Source organism: Epilithonimonas sp. UC225_85, assembly GCF_042695135.1.
In the GTDB taxonomy this organism is placed as follows: Bacteria; Bacteroidota; Bacteroidia; order Flavobacteriales; family Weeksellaceae; genus Epilithonimonas.
Genome location: NZ_CP170547.1, coordinates 1,153,245 through 1,171,532, shown reverse-complemented (window position 1 = coordinate 1,171,532; position 18,288 = coordinate 1,153,245). Strand labels below are relative to the sequence as shown.

Annotated in this window: 11 protein-coding genes; 2 read left to right on the top strand and 9 right to left on the bottom strand. The window is 35.7% G+C overall.

All coding sequences use genetic code 11. The annotated features are described in order from the left end of the window. Positions 1-62: 62 nt before the first annotated feature. Positions 63-1,487 carry a SusD/RagB family nutrient-binding outer membrane lipoprotein gene (locus ACFJGY_RS05605; RefSeq protein WP_379968943.1) on the bottom strand — a complete coding sequence of 475 codons (1,425 nt, stop codon included), beginning with the start codon at positions 1,485-1,487 and terminating at the stop codon, positions 63-65. Between the two features lie 11 nt (positions 1,488-1,498). Further along, on the bottom strand, positions 1,499-4,516 hold the full coding sequence (locus ACFJGY_RS05600; protein ID WP_379968941.1) for a SusC/RagA family TonB-linked outer membrane protein: 3,018 nt from the start codon (positions 4,514-4,516) through the stop codon (positions 1,499-1,501). 130 nt (positions 4,517-4,646) lie between these two features. On the opposite strand from ACFJGY_RS05600, the gene ACFJGY_RS05595 reads away from it, so the two are divergent. Next, positions 4,647-5,261 (top strand): ribonuclease HII, encoded by a 615-nt coding sequence (locus tag ACFJGY_RS05595; RefSeq protein ID WP_379968939.1) that lies wholly within the window; start codon positions 4,647-4,649, stop codon positions 5,259-5,261. Positions 5,262-5,363: 102 nt separating this feature from the next. After that, the gene (locus ACFJGY_RS05590; RefSeq protein WP_379968937.1) at positions 5,364-8,522 is read left to right on the top strand and encodes a UvrD-helicase domain-containing protein; all 3,159 of its coding nucleotides are present in this window, start codon (positions 5,364-5,366) and stop codon (positions 8,520-8,522) included. Between the two features lie 70 nt (positions 8,523-8,592). Here the strand turns inward: ACFJGY_RS05590 and ACFJGY_RS05585 are convergent, their stop codons facing one another. The 7 genes from ACFJGY_RS05585 to ACFJGY_RS05555 all read right to left on the bottom strand — a co-directional run bounded on the left by ACFJGY_RS05585 (position 8,593) and on the right by ACFJGY_RS05555 (position 18,274). After that, positions 8,593-10,554 carry a DUF3857 domain-containing protein gene (locus ACFJGY_RS05585; protein WP_379968935.1) on the bottom strand — a complete coding sequence of 654 codons (1,962 nt, stop codon included), beginning with the start codon at positions 10,552-10,554 and terminating at the stop codon, positions 8,593-8,595. A gap of 8 nt (positions 10,555-10,562) precedes the next feature. After that, positions 10,563-12,443 carry a DUF3857 domain-containing protein gene (locus tag ACFJGY_RS05580; protein WP_379968933.1) on the bottom strand — a complete coding sequence of 627 codons (1,881 nt, stop codon included), beginning with the start codon at positions 12,441-12,443 and terminating at the stop codon, positions 10,563-10,565. 12 nt (positions 12,444-12,455) lie between these two features. Continuing rightward, the gene (locus ACFJGY_RS05575) at positions 12,456-12,962 is read right to left on the bottom strand and encodes a ferritin (protein ID WP_379968931.1); all 507 of its coding nucleotides are present in this window, start codon (positions 12,960-12,962) and stop codon (positions 12,456-12,458) included. Between the two features lie 83 nt (positions 12,963-13,045). After that, positions 13,046-13,420, bottom strand: coding sequence for a hypothetical protein (locus tag ACFJGY_RS05570; RefSeq protein WP_379968929.1), 375 nt, complete (start codon positions 13,418-13,420; stop codon positions 13,046-13,048). A 102-nt stretch (positions 13,421-13,522) separates the two neighbouring features. After that, a complete protein-coding gene (locus ACFJGY_RS05565) occupies positions 13,523-14,503 on the bottom strand; it encodes a hypothetical protein (protein ID WP_379968927.1) in 981 nt (326 codons plus the stop codon). Positions 14,504-14,781: 278 nt separating this feature from the next. Next, positions 14,782-17,436, bottom strand: a complete 2,655-nt coding sequence (locus ACFJGY_RS05560; protein WP_379968925.1) for a 4-alpha-glucanotransferase — start codon at positions 17,434-17,436, stop codon at positions 14,782-14,784. Positions 17,437-17,506: 70 nt separating this feature from the next. Beyond that, positions 17,507-18,274: a carboxypeptidase regulatory-like domain-containing protein gene (locus ACFJGY_RS05555; RefSeq protein ID WP_379968923.1), complete on the bottom strand. Its 768-nt coding sequence runs from the start codon at positions 18,272-18,274 to the stop codon at positions 17,507-17,509. Positions 18,275-18,288: the final 14 nt, after the last annotated feature.

The window sequence follows — 18,288 nt, the reverse complement described above, 5'->3', positions numbered from 1 at the left end:
ATACAAATAAAAAAAAAAAGAGATTGCTTAAGCAATCTCTTTTTATTATAAAAATTGATTTATTAATTTTTATCCCAGAACAATTTCGTTGTTGCTTTATCGCCACCAATTTTAGTAGCAGCAGCATTAACGTTTGGTCCGTTCAAAACATATTCTTGATCAGAATATGGCATTCTTACAGGAACACCGGTCAGTTGAGAATTAGCTGGGTTTACAAAAACTGGATAATCCAATCTTCTAGAGAAATTCCAAGCTGCAAACCCTCTATTGAACATTGCTACCCAAGCTTCTACTCCAATTGATTGTTTCCAATTAGCAGCATTGTATGGATGAGCAGCTATATAAGCCGCAGAATCTGCCGCAGAAACCGAATTTTCTGACATAGATGCAGCTAAAGCGTCATTATAAAAACTAACTGCAGTTCCACCAACAGAATAACCTCTTGCAGCTGCTTCAGATTTCAAAAACAAAACTTCAACATAGCTAAGTAAGTTAGCTGGAGCGTCACCAGCATTAAAAGAACTACTCATATGAGAATAATTTGCAAATGGGTTAAGTTCTCCAAATTTGCCCCCAACATAAGCGCCATTTTTTTGTGTAAACCAAGTTGCACGTCTTGGATCGTTATTAGCATTCATAGTATTAATAACAAGTTCCGACGGAACATAGTCATTTCTAGCACCTAAATCATCAATATTTGGATTTACAAATGTACCACCATCAAATTTGAATACGTAAGATTCGTCTTCGCTGGAAATTACGCCACTAGCAATTGCAGATTCTGCAGCAGATTTTGACAACGCAGGATCAACATCTGCCAAGTTCATCGCTAATCTTAACTTGATAGAATTTGCAAAATGCTTCCATTTTGTCATATCTCCTGTGTAAACAATATCTCCTCCGTCAGTATATCCCTCACTAGACTCATTAATTGTAGCTATTGCCGCATCAATTCTACTTAACAAGCTCACATAGATTTGTTTAGCATCATCATATTTTGGTGAATATATTTCTTCATTGGGCTTGAAAGCCTCAGTATAAGGTACATCACCAAAAGTATCAACAACATTTTCCCATACAAAAATTTCAGAAATTTCTAAAGAAGCTAGTTTATTAGCCTTTACTGCTGGAGTATTTGCTTCATTTTCGAGATTAGTTTTAGCAGTTTTGTAGTTGTTTATTGAGTAAACATACATTCTGTTAAAATGATTTCTTGGCTGATTCCTAGTAACTAGATTATAAGTTGTTTCATCTGTATAGGTAGTTTGTGCCCACTGTTGAGTAAAAAATCTATAATTATTAAAATTTACACTTCCTGTAAACATATAATATGAAGATTGCTGCAACCCTATTGCCAATAGATTTTGAGATGGCAAGATTGATGGGTGCTTCGGATCGACATTCAGAGATGTCAAGTCTCTTTCACATGATGTTAAGCTCATTGCAGCTACAACACCAATTGTTAATATATTAAATATCTTTTTCATTTTTTTTTAATTTAGAATTTTAATGTTACGTTTACACCAATATCTCGAGTTGTTGGAAGCGATCCAATAGAATAACCGTAAGAACGGTTACCACCACCTACCATAGCTTCCGGATCAGCACCTGGTAAGTTTTTATGGATGATCCATAAGTTTCTACCTACGATTGACACTTTAGCTTCGTTCACAAAAGTTCCAAAAAGTAATGATTTTGGTAAAGAATAACCGATACTAGCTTCTCTTAATTTTATGTAAGAACCATCATAAACAAATCTTTTAGCTGGCATACGAGAGTAACCATCCAATGAACCAAATGCAGAAGGATTAGCTGTTACAGTTGTATTAGTTTGTCCATTAGGATTCACACCCTCCCAAACTGTACCACTTTCTCTGTAATTTTCTGTACCCTCATACAATCCTGTTGCTAGTCCATAATATTGATCTAAAGAGAAGATATCTCCGCCATGTCTTACATCAATTAGGAAACTTAATGAAATCCCTTTGTAATTAAAACTGTTCCTCACACCTCCGATCCAATCTGGAGTAGCATTACCGATAACTTTGTTATTTTCTCGAAGATATCTACCTGTAGTAGCATTTACTACTTTTTCACCATTAAGGTAAACATAATCAGATCCAATTAGTGTACCCCAAGATTCACCAATAGTTGCATTCATAGTTACACCTCCTTGGAAACTTTGTAATAAGTAATTTTTAGAATCTCCAGCTAAAGCTACTACTTTGTTCTCATTTTTAGACCAGTTGATATCCATATTCCAAGTGAAATTTGGAGTTTTGAAAGGAACCAATCCTAAACTTACCTCATAACCTTTATTGTCTATCTGTCCTGCATTAATATATTGGGTTGTATATCCTGTACCGGATGATACTGGCAGAGCAATAATCTGATCGATAGTTTTAGTCTTGTAATAAGCAAGATCAAGAGTAATTCTATCCTTTAAGAAGTGAACCTCTGTTCCTACTTCAAACTCTTTCGACCTTTGTGGCTTAAGCTTAGGGTTATTATTAGTAACTACAGAATTATAAAGTCCTACACCAGATTCCCCATTATTGAAAACTCCAGCAGCTGTATAAGTATTAATCAAAGAATATATTGGAGCAGTTCCACCAACCTCAGCGTAATTACCTCTTATCTTCCAAAAACTTAACCAGTCTGCTTTAATTAGTTCTGAAGCGATGAATGATCCTGTAACTGATGGGTAATAGTATGTATTATCACTCGATGGAAGTGTGGAACTTTGATCACGTCTAAAAGTACCATCTAAATAGAAAATTTTATAAAAATCAACTGATGCAGTTGCATAGAAGCTATTAGTCTGGGTAATCTGCAAATCTTCTTTTGGAGCCAATGGTGCTAAAATTGAATTACTTACAGCATAAATACCTGGAACTACTAATCCTCCTTCTGTAGAAGCATAAATCGAATTATAGTAATTTCTTCTGATATTACCTCCAGCAATCCCGCTTACATTGATATTATCTGTAACATCAAATTTGTAGTTCAAATATGCATCGTAATTGGTTTCTGTCTGAATAATATCCTGTCTTGAATATCCTGAAGTCACCGTGTTACCTGATGCCCCAAAAGCTTGTTCAAGCATACCTACAGCTAATCTATTCTCTATGGACAGATTAGATCTATCATATGATACTTTTCCGGTTACACTGAAATTTTTGTTAAAATCATAAACCAACTGTCCGTAACTGAAACTTCTGTATCTGTTATCTGAAACATAGCTTTCATTAGCTTGGAAATATGGATTGTTCCAGTATTTTGGCATACCATTAGCAGCGTTTGTTCTATTCCAAGTTACGTTACCATAGTTATTAGCAGACGTTGCATTTTTAACACCATATTGGTATGCACGTTGTAGATCTTTCACATCTACGTTGGTTTGCCACCATTGTCTGAAGCCACCAACTATGTTATCATTATAACCAGTAGTATTTCTACCTCTTGTATCCTGAAGTGTCAGTGTAGTATAGAATGATGAATGTAACTTTTCAGTTAAATCATAATTTACTTTTAATGATAATGTATTTTTTGCAATATGAGAATTAGGCATCAAACCATCAGCCGTCATATTATCATACGTAAATAAGATATTTTTACCTTTCTGACCTTTCTCCAATGAAACTGTATTAGTATAAGTCACAGGAGTATTAAAAAATTCAATAGGTCCATTTTTCGCAGCTACCCAAGGTGTTGCTTTTCCAAAATTTGGTGAACTTGGATCATAAGAATCCCATTGATAAACCAATTTATTGGGATCAAATGCGGGTCCCCAAGAAGCATCATCCTCAAAGTTAGCATATGGTGTTCCATCTGCAGCAGAAGCAGTAAATGATGGATCATATCCTGCACCATACTTAGTTTGATATTTAGGGAAAGTACTTTTATCAATAAATCCTGCTTGAACAGTCGATGATAAAGTTACACCCCAAGATCCATCATCTTTACCCTTACCATTTTTGGTAACAATAACGATAACCCCGTTAATACCTCTTTCTCCATAGAGCGCAGAAGCTGCGGCACCTTTTAGAACGTTAATGGATTCTATATCATCTTGGTTGATGTCTGATAGAGCATTACCATAATCAGTAGCCGCACCAGGATTATTTACAGAAGAACCAAAAGTTGAGTTATTATTAACGGGTGATCCGTCAATAACAATTAATGGATTACCTCCACCAACTCCTTTGATACCTCTAATAACTAAGTTAGCAGAACCACCAAAGTTGGTATTAGTAGTCACATTAAGACCAGCGACTTTTCCGGATAACTGGGCAGCAATGTTACCAGTATTTGTAGTTCCGTCTGATAAAGCACTCGCTTTGATCTCTTGAGAGGCATAACCCAAAGATTTTTTTTCTCTCTTGATACCTAAAGCCGTCACTACAACGCCCTCGATATCTTGTGTCTTCGCAGAATCCTGTACCGTTTGTGCAGAAACTACTGCAAAAGACGACGAAAGAACCACTGCTAACACGCTTGTTGTTAATTTTTTCATATCAAATCAAATTTTTCAATAAACAAAAATGCAAAACTTTATTAATATATACAACACAATTTGTTAAAAATTTGTTAATTATATTATGTAAAGTTTACTATTTACATAACTTTGACAATGATATTTTATTATGCCCCTACTACAAAACTTTTCAGAATCACTTCTAGAAGCAGGCTGCGATGAAGTCGGACGAGGTTGTCTGTCTGGGCCTGTGGTCGCAGCTGCCGTAATTGTAAATAAAAATTTTAAGCAAAATTTAGTTAACGATTCTAAAACGTTAAATTTTAAAACTAGACAGAATCTCGATCTCTACATCCGGGAAAATGCTGTAGATTTTGCCATAGCAGAACTTTCTCCGGAATTTATCGATCAGCATAACATCCTGAACGCCAGTATCCACGCAATGCATCTGGCATTGGATCAATTGAAAAACAAACCGGAATTAATTTTGGTAGACGGCAATCGCTTTCATCCTTATAATTATACGCCACACCATTGCATCATCAAGGGCGACAGCAAATATCTTTCGATAGCCGCAGCTTCCATTATCGCAAAAAACTACCGGGACAATCTGATGATAAAACTCCACGACGAGTTTCCTGAATACGGCTGGAACACCAATTTTGGATATTGTACCAAGGTTCATCAGAAAGCTTTGAAAAAATTCGGGCCAACTATTCATCATAGGAGATCCTTTCGGCTGGATTACGATGTTGAGATTGAATTGGAGATTGATAGAATTTGAGGATTATAGAGTCTTCAATACAATTTAAAGATCGTCGGACTGGCCAGAAGATTAATACTTTTGCATTGATTCTTGTGTGTTAATTCTTTTATCTTTGTGATTATGCAAAACTCATATACCGTCATCAACGCTTCTGCCGGCTCTGGCAAAACTTACCGTTTGGTTCAGAGTTTACTGATGATCTGTCTCAGATTCCCGAATCAATCTGATGCTATCCGGACAATTTTGGCATTGACTTTCACCAACAAAGCGGCCAAAGAAATGAAGGAAAGAATTCTTTTTTATCTCGGCGAGTTTGTAAAAGATAATTATTCCGAAAATCAGGATCTTAAAAATATACAGGAAGAACTGGCGAAACAAGGCTATAGAATTACACTCGACGACCTTAATCACCGTTCTCAGAAGGTTCTTGATTATATCTTACACCACTACTCCACGCTTAATATCGGAACTATTGACAAGTTCAATTCCCGACTGGTAAAGAGTTTTTCTTATGAATTGGGGTTGGCTCAGAATTTCAATCTGGAAATACAGCCGGAACCTTATCTGATAGAAGCAGTTGACAAAATGCTGGACGAAATTGGCGAAGATGAAACCGTTTCGGACGCTTTTATGGATTACATCAATTATAATCTGGATAATAATGAGCGTGTGAACCTCAACCAAACTCTTTATAATTCGGCGAAGAAATTCGTGAGCGATGTCCATTATCAGCCGCTTCAGGCCAACAAAGAATTTGAATGGGAAGCTTATGAAAACAAGAAAACAGAACTCAGAGAAACTATTAAAAATCTCAAGTCAGAATCTCTTGACATTGCAAAGAAAGCTCTAGATCTGATCAAAAGCAGAGATATAGAAATTGAGGATTTTGCAAGCGGAAAAAGTGGCATCGGCGGATTTTTCCAGAACATTCTGGAGTTTCATAAAATCAAGGATAAGAAATTTCCTTTTCCAACCACTTCCGAAGATTCAAAACTGGAAACCTTCCTGAAAGGCGCTTCTACAAAAGGAAAACATAAGCAAAGTGATATTGAGGATATTTTACCACAATTGATTTCCTGGCGGCGAGAGATCATCGACCTTTATATCAATTCTCAGAAAAAAGAAAAAATTCTGCAAGCCATTCTCCCTTTGAAAGTGAATGCCGATATTCAGAAAAAGCTGCTGGAAATTGAGGAAGAAAATGATTTGGTTTTGCTTTCGAAATTCAATATTTTGATTAATGAAAATCTCAGGAATGAGCCTTCAGCTTTCATTTACGAGAAAGTTGGAACTCAGTTTCAGCATTATTTCTTTGATGAGTTTCAGGATACATCATCAATGCAATGGCAGAATTTTTTGCCGCTTCGGGACAACAGCGTTACGTCTGACGACACGAGTTTCACTATCGTTGGCGATCCTAAACAAAGCATCTACAGATTCCGCGGCGGCGAAAGTGAACTGATGCTGGATATCATTAACCAGAAAGAAATCACACCAAAATTTGCAATATCCGAAAACCTGATTTTTAATTGGCGAAGTGCGAAAAACATTGTCGATTTTAATAACAGATTATACGATTTTATGTCCGGTGATCTGAATAATGAACATCAAAAAATCTTCGGAGAAAGTGCACTTCAGGAATCGAAATCTCAGTTGGAAGGGCGCGTGAAAATTCATTTTTTGGAAAACTCAACCAAGGATATTTTTTATGAAGAAACGGTCGAGAAAATGCAGAATGACATTCAGGAAAGTCTGGATAATGGTTTTGCCTTTTCTGATATTACGATTCTTTGCAGAGGAAATTCGGATATTTTCAATTATTCTCAATTACTGGGAAATCTGAAAGTCAAATATAAAGGAAAAGAAACATACATCAAAACGATTTCCGAGAAAGGTCTGACACTCGATTTAGCCTTTACTATAAAAGCGTTGATCGAATTTCTGAAATGGAATCTCGTTCCAAAAAACCGTCAGTTTTTGGTAAAAATGATGTATTTCCTGAATGTTTCGGGCAGAATTATAATGACGGATTTCACTTGCGAAATTAAAGAGATTTTGAAGTTCGAAAATAAGAAAGACATTGAAGATTTCATTAATGAAAAATATAATGTAACGCTGATTCAGAAAGACATTCCACAACTTAATCTTTATAATTTCATTGAATATTACGTCCACGAATTCTCGGTTGAAGGTAAGGAAACCGATTTCCTTTTGAATTTTCTGGAAATGCTTCACAATTACACGCAAAATACAGGTGCTACATTGAAAGAATTCCTAAAATATTGGGATGATGAAGCGTCGAAAATCAGTATTCAGGCGAGTGAGAATGTAGATGCAATCCAAATTATGACGATTCACAAAGCGAAAGGTCTGGAATTCCCAATCGTCTTTATCCCGATGAGAAATGAGAACAGCGACAAAAAATTCTCGGAATGGTTTGATCTTGGAAGTGAAGATGAACTGAAAACGGTGATCCTAAATCAGTTTTCGCCGGAGCTGGAAAGGTATGATGAAGAAATGGCGGGTTTTAATCTGATTAATTCTTACCGTAACAAAATCGACCGTTTCTGTATCCAATACGTTGCGACAACCCGACCTGTGGAACAGCTTTTTTTCTATCTCGAAAAACCGAATAAAACGACTAATTATTTGGAAATATTTGATTTCGTTGCACAATTCCAACCGGTAGAAAATGGTGAAAATCTAGATTCATTTGATGTTTATGAAACCTCATCAGAATCATTAAAAAAACAAAAGCGAAAAGAGAAAAACGAATATCTTTCTGAGAGCATACATTCTATCTCTCAGAAAACTGAGAAAGCATCAAACATAGAAATTGCAACCTCATCCAAGAGTTATCAGAATCGTGTGGCGCATGTCCGGATGGGGATTTTCACGCACGAGATCTTATCCAAAATCAAAACTAAAAAAGATGTTCTGAAAGTTCTGAATTCTTATCTTCTGGAAGGAACTATTACGGGCGAAGAGAAAACATCAATTTTGGAAAGAATTGAAAATGTTCTGAAAAATGAAAATTACTCAGATTATTTTGAAGACAATCTGAAAATAATCAATGAACGGGAGATGCTCTCCGTAGAGGATGGAACTTCTAAAACTTATCGTCCGGATAGATTAATCAAGACAAAAGAAGGCTTCATTATTGTAGATTTTAAAACAGGCGCCGAGAAAGAAAAAGACCGGAGGCAGGTTGATCTTTACAAATCCAAATTGGAAGATTTTGGAGAAAAGGTTGTAAAAACGGACATTATTTATATTTAGATTTTGAGAAAATATATTAATAGATTATAGACAAAAAATCCCGGGAAATAATGCCCGGGATTTTAATTTATTATTTCTTCACAGCCGTCACTACCTGGCCTTCCATTTTTGTAATATTATCGAAGATCTGCTTGAATGCCGGATAATATTCCTTTGGGTAAACGGGATCTTCAACTGTCGTTGTGGTCTCAACCGTTAATTTGTTGCCTTCCTGTGTCACTTTATAAACATATTGTAAAGCGTTGTCCTCTGTCCTGAATTTTTTGGATTTCGGGACATTTTCGAAAGCATAACCGTCCGGCAGAGTAATGGTCACTTTTTTGATTTTATCATAACCTGTCATCAGTTCAATAGGCGAGCGTCTCTCTTCAGTTTGATCAAACTCGTGAGATTTATTATATAAAAACAAGAGTGGATTGAATACTAATTTACCTCCGATTCCGTCTACAAAAGTATCAGAATCAAAATCAAAGCTGGTCTGGAAATCATTGTTATCCAGCACTTCAGTTTTGATATTTGTGAAAGGAAAAGCATACCGGTCTTTGTAAGATGTTTTTTGGTAAGCGTCTTTGTCTTCATTATAACTTTCGTTGTTCATCATCGCATACAACTTTGTATCCTTATCCGAAAAAGAACCTGCAAAATTACCGTCTGGGCTGAGTTTTGCATCTACGGTGAGATAAGTGGTGCTTTTCTCGGGACAAAATATATTGATTTGCTTGGCATCTGTTTTTGTCATGACATATCCAAAGTAATTGAGCGCAGCGGGACGAATAATGTTAGGCAAACTCATTTTAGAAGTCGCATCGTATAACACTGGTTTTTCTTCAAAATTTATCATCGCTAAAACATCATTAAATGTTGTTACACTTGGAGAGTATGATGTCAAAAGTCCTTTTCCTACAGTAGATAACAATACAGGTTCTGCCTCCAGACCCGCACTTCTCATCAACAGAATTAATAACAGATTAATTTCTGCAGAGTTCCCGGATTTTGTATTGATAAGATTTTTGATACCCTGATCTGTAAAGGCAGAATATTCTCCATTCCAAGTATATTTATTTTGAGTGAATTTCAAAATTGCTGCTGCTTTTTCTTTATCATTCTTTATTGATTTAATATCCTGAGGAAGTAAGTCTTTTACAAGATTACTTCTTTTCAATTCATCTCCAAAATTCTCATCCTCATATAATTGTTTCTGGATATCTTTCCAGGTAACACCATAAGATTTGAAACCTCCACTCATCCCATAGTAATTGCTATTAAGAGGAAAGTCTGTAGAGTTGAGTTCAAATCGGACGGATGTCCTGTAATTATCTATATTATTCACATACTTTTCATCTCTGTAAGCTGAAATATCTTTATAAGCAAAACGATAGGTTTGATAATCTCCGCCATATATTTTTTTCTCGCTTATATCTCTTACAAATGGTGTTAAACCTCCTTTATAATTTACATTATATCCATAAGTTTTGGGCGTATCAAAAACATATTCAAAATAGCGAATAGGCACTTCATCCTCAATCATTACTCTGGGAATAACATATATAAAAGGAGAAAGGACAGTGTATTTGAACTCTACAATAGAGCCGTCTTTTACGTTCTCGAAAGCAAATTTTGTTACCGTATAGTTTTTAGATTCTTTGGACTGGTATTTAGAATTTTTTTCAACAGCTGTTGTCACGATTTTCCCGTTTTCCAGATTATAAGTATTTACCTTTAGAGAAGTTACTTTTTCTTCGTTATGATTTTTACCGATACGGGTATAGATTTCTTCTTCCAGAAATTTTTTGGCGTCGTCTTTTTTATAGATCTTCACCCTGCTGATGACATCCAGATTCAAATCTCCATCTGATATATAATAATGATAAGATTTATAGATCACTTCGGCCGCTTCGGAAGGATTTTTGGCGTAAGAACTAAGTTTGAGATCTTCAATATCCAATTTTGGCGGATCTAAAAATTTATATTGCTGCGCAAAAATCGGCAGAATGAGGCAAGTTAAAATTAATTGTAAAATTTTTGTTTTCATCTGTTTTATTATAGTTTGGTTATTAAGATTTTGGTAGCATCAATTTTATTAATTTGTTTTCGGAAATCAATATAATTTTTGATTTTATCAAGTGGCACGACTCCTTTGTTCAAGATGAATTTTCTTTTGATGATAATTTTATCTTCAACCCTAGAGAAGTCAATAGAATAATTTCCGTATTCTGTAACTAAACTTTTTGTCAGTGGGATTTCGGAAAATTTATAATCTTTTGGTATTGTATATTCTATTTCATAATCATCTGTGAATCCAAAAGGGATTTCTACAGGAAATTTCCTATCAGCACTTTCCAAATAAAAATCGGAATCCGAAAAAGGAAGCGCACGGAAATAGATATCAGAACCTAATGATTTGGAATAATTAGCAGCTTTAAAATTAAGATCAAAATTGATCTTAGCATCTTTCCTGTCATTATTCAAATTATTAATATCCATAGAAGCGAACTGTAGATTTTCATAGCGGTGTTTCAAAGCATCTTTCTGTTCAATCGGCGTCAATGAGACCAATGGCATAATCATATCATAGACACCACCAAGATAAGAAAATGAAGATGTGACGTCCAGTGTATTATCGGCAGAGATATTGGCTTTAATCCTCAAAATTTCTTTATTATTCTCTGCCAATGATTTTGGAGTATCTTTAATTTCTATACTGCCGTCTTTTACCATCACCACATTTCTGTCCATTGTACGATAACCCAAGTGGTCAAAAGCGATTTTCTGTGATGTATTTTCCAGCCAGATATTTCCGTTTTCGGTTGGCACATACAGAATGACGTGATTACCATCCATCTTCGGAAAATTTTTATCAAATATCTTCGGTGTTTTATCCATATAGATCACCGAATAATAGGAAGGAATCCCTGCTGCTTTTAGAAGAACACGCATATAGTTGGTGAGAGCTTTGCAGTCGCCATAGCCTTTTTTCCTGACATCATCGGCAATCATCGGCTGCCAGCCCCCAATTCCCACACCTACATAAACATATCTCGTTTTGCTCTGCATATACTGGTAGATCCGCTGAACTTTTTCAGAAACCGTTCCTGATAGATTCAGAGAATTTACTTCCGCCTGGATTTCCGGGGTTACAATAGAAACTGGCTCCAAAAGTTTGTTATACCAGCCTGCGAAGCTTTGCCAATCGGAAAAATCGCTGCATTGCCCTTTCAGACAAACCTTATCTAAAGCAAATTCTATTTTTGGAAAGATAGTTTCGGGATCCGGAGCATAATTTTCTTCCTTGTAGGCAGGAATATTTTTGTATTGGGCTTTAAGAGAATTATCACTTTCTGAGATCTCAGCCTTTCCAAATGAAGTTTCTGTAATTTTTTTACGAAGTTTGATGCCGGATTCATTCTTGAAATCCACACTCCAGTTTTCTATAGAAACATTATCCGACATATATGGCTGTAATACAGGCAGAAAAGCGGTGTCCGATGTTTTTGTCGTGTAGGATACTTCTATTGTATATGGATAACCTGGCTGGTTAATATTCAGAAAAAAACTTCTGTAATCTGTGTATAGATAAGAGTCTTTGGATTGACCAATATCATTCATATCACTTTTAGAATAAGTCTTGACCTGTTTACCGTTTTCATCCAAAATCCGAATTTTTATATCCGAAACTCTGGTGGTTTTGTCATAGGGTATATAGACATAAGCAAATTTATCTGCTGCTTTATTTAATATAGAAATTACCTTCTTTTCTTTGATTTCCATATCATCCTGAGCTTTTATAATATATTCCGAAGAATAATTACGGACAACAGCATTTGCATCTTTTTTAAATTCTTCCGGGATCTCTGAGATCGCATAGTTTTGTGACAGCATCTTTACCGATACCATCACCAATAGGGTTATTAGTTTTTTCATCATTCAAAAATATCAATTGGCTGCCGGAACAAATACTCTTTGAGCCAATTCCTGATCGAAAAGATACAAAGCGGAAGGGTTATCTTTTACCATTTTGATTTTGGTAACCAAAAGCGAAGCGCTGGACTCCTCTTCCACCTGTTCATTAATGAACCATTGCAGGAAACTTGTGGTTGCAAAATCACTTTCGTCATTCGCAGTTTTTACGATATTGAAGATGCTTTTTGTTACCAGTCTCTCGTGATCCAGGGCTTTTTCAAAGATTTCCTGGGCATTCGAAAATTCGTGTGGTGGTTTTGGAATTTCATTCAGGATGATTTTTCCGCCGACATCATTGATGTAATCAAACATTTTATCCGCATGCATTAGTTCTTCTTTTGACTGTACGCGGAAATAGTTCCCGATACCTTCCAGATCCTGTGCATAGAACCATGCACTCATAGATAGATAGAGTTGTGCTGCGTATTGTTCTTTGGTGATTTGCTCATTTATAAGATTTATAATCGCTTCGCTTACCATAATTATTTATTTTTTTCCAAATATAAAAAAAAGAGTAGTTAAAAAATAACTACTCTCTCTGAAATTAATCACTAAATAATAACTTACTTAACTAATGTTCCGTCAGCTTTTTTTCTGTCCTGAAATTTTTCTTTTCTTTCAGCCATTTTTTTAGCCTTCAAATCCTGGAATTTTTTGTACTGCTCTGGTGTCAGGATTTTCTGCATTTCCGCTTCATTCTCCTTCATTTTCTGCATTCTGTCTTGTTTTTTAGTAGACATATCCTGTTTTCTTTCAGCTGCTTTTGACTCGTGTAATGCTTTTAGTTGCGCTACCTGAGCATCTGTAAGATTAAGTTCCTGCTTCAATTTTTGCATATGTTCAGCTTTTTTCTGTTCCATATCCACTTTTGCTGTTTGCTGTGCAAATCCAAAAACACCTAGTCCAAGAAATGCTGCGCTTAAAATTAATTTTTTCATTTTGATTTCGATTTTATATTTGTTTTGATTTTTATTAATCTGTTAGTTTGATGTCAAATTTTAATCCAGGTTAAAATTATAAATAATAAAGTTTGTTAAAATTTATCTTGAAGTAAATCTTGTTCCGGAAGACCTGCCGTTACTTTCAGATCTTGGAGCAGAATTTCTTTGATTATTACTTCTGTTTTCAATCTTGCGTTCAGAATTTTGATTTTGTCTTATGCTGTTGTTTTGATTTCTAATTCCTCCAGAGTTAATATTTGGAGAAGGCTGTGTTCTGATATTATCATTTCCACTTCTTGTCCCTCCAAAATTATTATCCCTGATACCTTCCGGGTTTCTGAATCCTCCGTTTTCATTTGGTCTGATTCCTCCGTTCTGCGGATTTCTTACGCCATCATTTTGCGGACTTCTTACTCCCATATTATTTCCATTCGCTCCGCTTCTTGGCGGTTGATTGCGAAAACCTCCATTATTTCTCGGTGAATCTATCATCCCTTGATTTCTTCCCGGATTTCTAAATCCTTCTCGGAAATTTCCCCGGTTTACTTTATAAATATTAATATTCACATTTCTGTAAATCGGTCTCACGGGATAACGTCTTGCATAGAAATTGACACAACGGTTTCTGTAATATACAAAAGGACTTGCTCCTCGGAAATAAACATTTTGGTAAACCACAAAAACTCTCGGTCCCAGAATATTTTGCAAAGCATAAAATCTGTCGTAATACCATCTGTCCGGATTCCATCTGTAGTAAGAATTCCAGGCTTCATAAGAAGCAAAACGATTATTAAGCATTATTATCTGATTGATCTGGAAAGGACTCAAACGATTTTGAAAAAAGAACTGATCCCAGTTCACAGCATAAACTGCGTTTCTATAATCATTGTAATATCCCTGATAATACTGATCCGGGTAATAGTCTGTTGGGTAATTGTAATAATAATCTTCCGGATAGTCATAAGAATTGTCATAATATTCGTATCCGTTATATTCCTGTGGATAAGTATCGTAATAATCTTGTGCAGAAATTAATCCTCCAAAAATAATAGCGAGTGTTAAAAATATCTTTTTACTCATTGTTAAGATATTTTTATTTTGGTATTCGTGAATCATTGATTTCATTTTCTTTTATTTTAAAAATTAACAGAAAAACAAAGTTCTTTCGAAATGTCTTTTTCTATCTTTTGGATATTGGATAAGAATAAAAGTTAAAGTCCAATTAATTAATATATTAAAATCTAATATTAAATCAATATTAACAACTGATAATCAATACAATAATTTTCATTATTAAACATAAAAAACCTTCCAGAAATTAATCTGAAAGGTTTTAATTATATCATTTTTCACTGAATTTAATATCGTCCGCTTCCTTCTATCCAACCGGCAATTTTCTGACTGAATTGCGTCTGGTCTTTTAAATCTTCCAGCTTCAGATGCATTCTGTATCGCCAATAATGTGGGAAAACTGCAGGATTATTGATTCTTTCCTCATCCATATCGGGGTTCATCAGATTCTGATCTGTTGCCAAAAATTCCTGGATCGGGAAGATCGCCAGCATTGCTTCTGTATAAAGATGCTGCTTCATAATCATTTCTGATAACTCGGGAGAAAGATCCCAAGGTGCCGTTCCGTATTGCCCTAATTGTTGATTAAAATATTTTTGAGTCAGATTTCTGTCCTCGTGCCACCATTGTCTCAAGGTAGAACTGTCATGAGAAGACGCTGTAACCACGTTTAGGTAGCTGGCATTTTTTGGATCATACCAAGGAATATTGTCGGAAGGCATTCTCTGAACTTTCAAAGCGGTGATTGCCAGTTTGTCCATCACAACAGGCACCGAATCCGGAACTAACCCTAAATCTTCACCACAAATCAACATCGTTGTAGAATTCAGTAAAGCCGGTAATTTTTCCATCGCTTTTTGGTACCAAAGTCCATCCTGACGCTTGAAGAAATAGTCATTGTAAACATCGCTCAGCTTGGCTTTTTCCCAATCCGGAAGATATTTATAAGACGAAGTTTTAGAAATATTAAATCTTGGATGATAAACTACTCCATTCTCTGTTTCTTCAGTCAAAAACAAAACATTTCCAGCCAACGAAATCAGCTTTTCTTCTGCCCAATCCCATGGTTCTTTTTTGAAATAATCGGTTAATTTTCTCTGCGTATCAAATTCTGATTTAAAAGTATAAATGCCATTATGATGATTATCGAAGAAATGATTCTGTACTTTTTCTTTAATTTCTCCGAAAGTTTTCCAAAGAATCGGGTCATTCACAAAAGGTTTGGTATAACGATCGTAATTGAAAGGAATCTGTCTGTCAGAAAACTCCCTTTCTGTCACAGGAACTGCCGGATAAAAATACCCCAATAATCCCTGAGTTGCTGAAATCGGCATTCTCCAGATTCTAAAGAATCCAAGAATATGATCGATTCTCATGGCATCAAAATATTGCTCCAAAACTTTGAAACGTTTTTTCCACCATTGGTAACCGTCAGCCTTCATCACTTCCCAGTTATAAGTCGGGAATTCCCAGTTTTGACCCAAATCTGAAAACTGATCCGGTGGTGCTCCGGCCTGGAAATCCATCCCGAAAAGTTCTGGTTCCGTCCACGCTTCTACAGAATATCTGTAGATCCCGATTGGCAAATCCCCTTTTACGGAAAGTCCCAGTTTATGCAAATATTCCACAGCGTCCTGCAATTGCAAATGCAACTGATACTGAACCCACGCGTGAAGCATAATCGCAGAATACTCCTTATGTTTTGGCGAATATAAAGTTGCAACTTTTCCGGCAACAAATTTCTTATGCGTTTTCCAGTCGTAGAAGTTTGGCGTTTTATATTTGTCTCTCAACAAACAAAAAGCGGCGTACGGCATCAGCCATTCTTCATTATCCTTAATGAATTTCTTGAAGTTTTTATCCTTAAGAATAGCTTCCTGATTCTCCTCGAAAACCGCCGTTGCAAATTTCCATTTTCCGGAGATCATCTGTTCATAATCAATCAAACTCAGAGCATTAAGTTCTGCTTTTTTCGACTGATAGTCTTTTACAAGATCGTTCGGTAAAGTATATTCCAGTTTCTCAATAGAAAGATATTGCGGATGAAGCGCATAAACCGAAATAGCTGCATAAGGATAAGAATCCGTCCAGGTATAATTGGCAGTTGTATCATTAATCGGCAGGATCTGGATCACAGAAAGCTTGGCGTCATTGGCCCAATCTCCCAGTTTTTTGATGTCAGAAAACTCGCCAACACCGAAGCCATCGTCCGATCTTAAAGAGAAAACAGGAACAGCAACACCTGCCGAATGCCAAAGCGTTTCATTATTGAATTTGAAATAATGATCTGCTTTTACATACAAAATATCCTTAGTCGGATTTCCGAAAACCCAACGATTTTCTCCTGGTTCTATGTAAAATAGTTGTCCCGTATTTTTGTCCTTAATGGCATATTTGTAAAGAACGGTTTGATGTGTCGGGATCTCAACGCCAGTTTCCCAAACGCCGTAATCGGTTTCTTTGAGCTTAACTGCTTTTTCAGCATTCCAGTTTCCCAAGGCATCTACATTCCCAATCAAAACCAAAGTCCAGTTTGGATTGTAAAGAGGTGCTTCTATTCGAAAAAGATGGGTTTGTTTTTTTACAACCGACAATTTCTCCGGTTTGAAGCCTTGGAGACGATTGTGAAGAATTTTGTTGGTTAAATAATTTTCCGGGAAATTTTTGAGATTCCAGTTATCAAAAATGACAAATTCTTTGAAGCTATTTGGAAGATTGAGGTGATGTGACGGAATTTCTTCATCCAAAACATCTCCCTGTTCGCTCACCAAAAGGTATTTGTACTGAATTGATTTTGAAAAATAATCAATTTCTGTGGTCCAGTTATTATTTTCGGAATATTCTAAGTTGTAATCTCGATGGTCGTTTTTCTCGTCGTATAGGCGCAAAACGAGCCGTTGGCCAACTTTTGTTCCAAAATTAATACTAAAGTATAGTTTCATTATTAAGGTCTATTAATATTGACGCAATTTAACGAAATATTGAATTATAAATAATATTCCTGCAAAAAAATCATTTTTCCGTAATTCTTTTTAGAAAAACCGGGATTTGCTGCTCCAGAGCAGTTATTAATCCGGTTGTATTTTTAGCTTTTGCATAACGTGCAACACTCGAATCCTGCAAAGAAAACAAGATAAAGTCATTGATTTTATCCGTTGGGATTCCTGCTTCTGTGAAATAATTATTTTCAATTTTACTTCTTATCCATTTGATATCATCCTGCGTGTCTTCGTATTTGTAAAGCCGCTTCATCTTCTTAGATTTTCCGCTGACAACATCATAAATCCCTTGGATATTAACCGCAGGCGGAATTCTAAGGAAAGGCATCAATACATCATCAACTGCGTCTGCAGGTTTTTCCCTGGATTTTTCCGGTGCTTTTGGCAGCCCGATGGCTTGCCGGAGTTCCTCTTTGGAATCTCTGGTCTTCAACCGGCTGGCATCATTATTAATATCTCCGGTTATTTTAATATTAGAAATTTTCACTTCTTCTATTTCCAAAGGCATTTTTATTAATCTTACTGTCAGGAAATAATTATTTTTAACAATCACTCTCTCACGCTCATAGTTTTCTTTCACGAATCTGATCTCATCACCAATTTTTGCATTGATGGAAAACTCACCCATGTCATTACTCCAGATTTTTTGTTCGGAAGTTATATTAATGACGAGAGTTTTTGGAAGGCGTGCCGATTCCTCAGTAACCACAACTCCGGAAATCGTCTGAGATAAGACAAAACCTGAAATACAAAGAAAATAAACAAATAGAAATTTCTTCAAAAGGCTGTTAATTT

What these genes read in the sequence shown, in the direction of transcription:
- ACFJGY_RS05605 (WP_379968943.1), bottom strand. Translation starts at nt 1,487, where the DNA reads ATGAAAAAGATATTTAATATATTAACAATTGGTGTTGTAGCTGCAATG.
- ACFJGY_RS05585 (WP_379968935.1), bottom strand. Translation starts at nt 10,554, where the DNA reads ATGAAAACAAAAATTTTACAATTAATTTTAACTTGCCTCATTCTGCCG.
- ACFJGY_RS05600 (WP_379968941.1), bottom strand. Translation starts at nt 4,516, where the DNA reads ATGAAAAAATTAACAACAAGCGTGTTAGCAGTGGTTCTTTCGTCGTCT.
- ACFJGY_RS05575 (WP_379968931.1), bottom strand. Translation starts at nt 12,962, where the DNA reads ATGGTAAGCGAAGCGATTATAAATCTTATAAATGAGCAAATCACCAAA.
- ACFJGY_RS05590 (WP_379968937.1), top strand. Translation starts at nt 5,364, where the DNA reads ATGCAAAACTCATATACCGTCATCAACGCTTCTGCCGGCTCTGGCAAA.
- ACFJGY_RS05580 (WP_379968933.1), bottom strand. Translation starts at nt 12,443, where the DNA reads ATGAAAAAACTAATAACCCTATTGGTGATGGTATCGGTAAAGATGCTG.
- ACFJGY_RS05570 (WP_379968929.1), bottom strand. Translation starts at nt 13,420, where the DNA reads ATGAAAAAATTAATTTTAAGCGCAGCATTTCTTGGACTAGGTGTTTTT.
- ACFJGY_RS05565 (WP_379968927.1), bottom strand. Translation starts at nt 14,503, where the DNA reads ATGAGTAAAAAGATATTTTTAACACTCGCTATTATTTTTGGAGGATTA.
- ACFJGY_RS05560 (WP_379968925.1), bottom strand. Translation starts at nt 17,436, where the DNA reads ATGAAACTATACTTTAGTATTAATTTTGGAACAAAAGTTGGCCAACGG.
- ACFJGY_RS05595 (WP_379968939.1), top strand. Translation starts at nt 4,647, where the DNA reads ATGCCCCTACTACAAAACTTTTCAGAATCACTTCTAGAAGCAGGCTGC.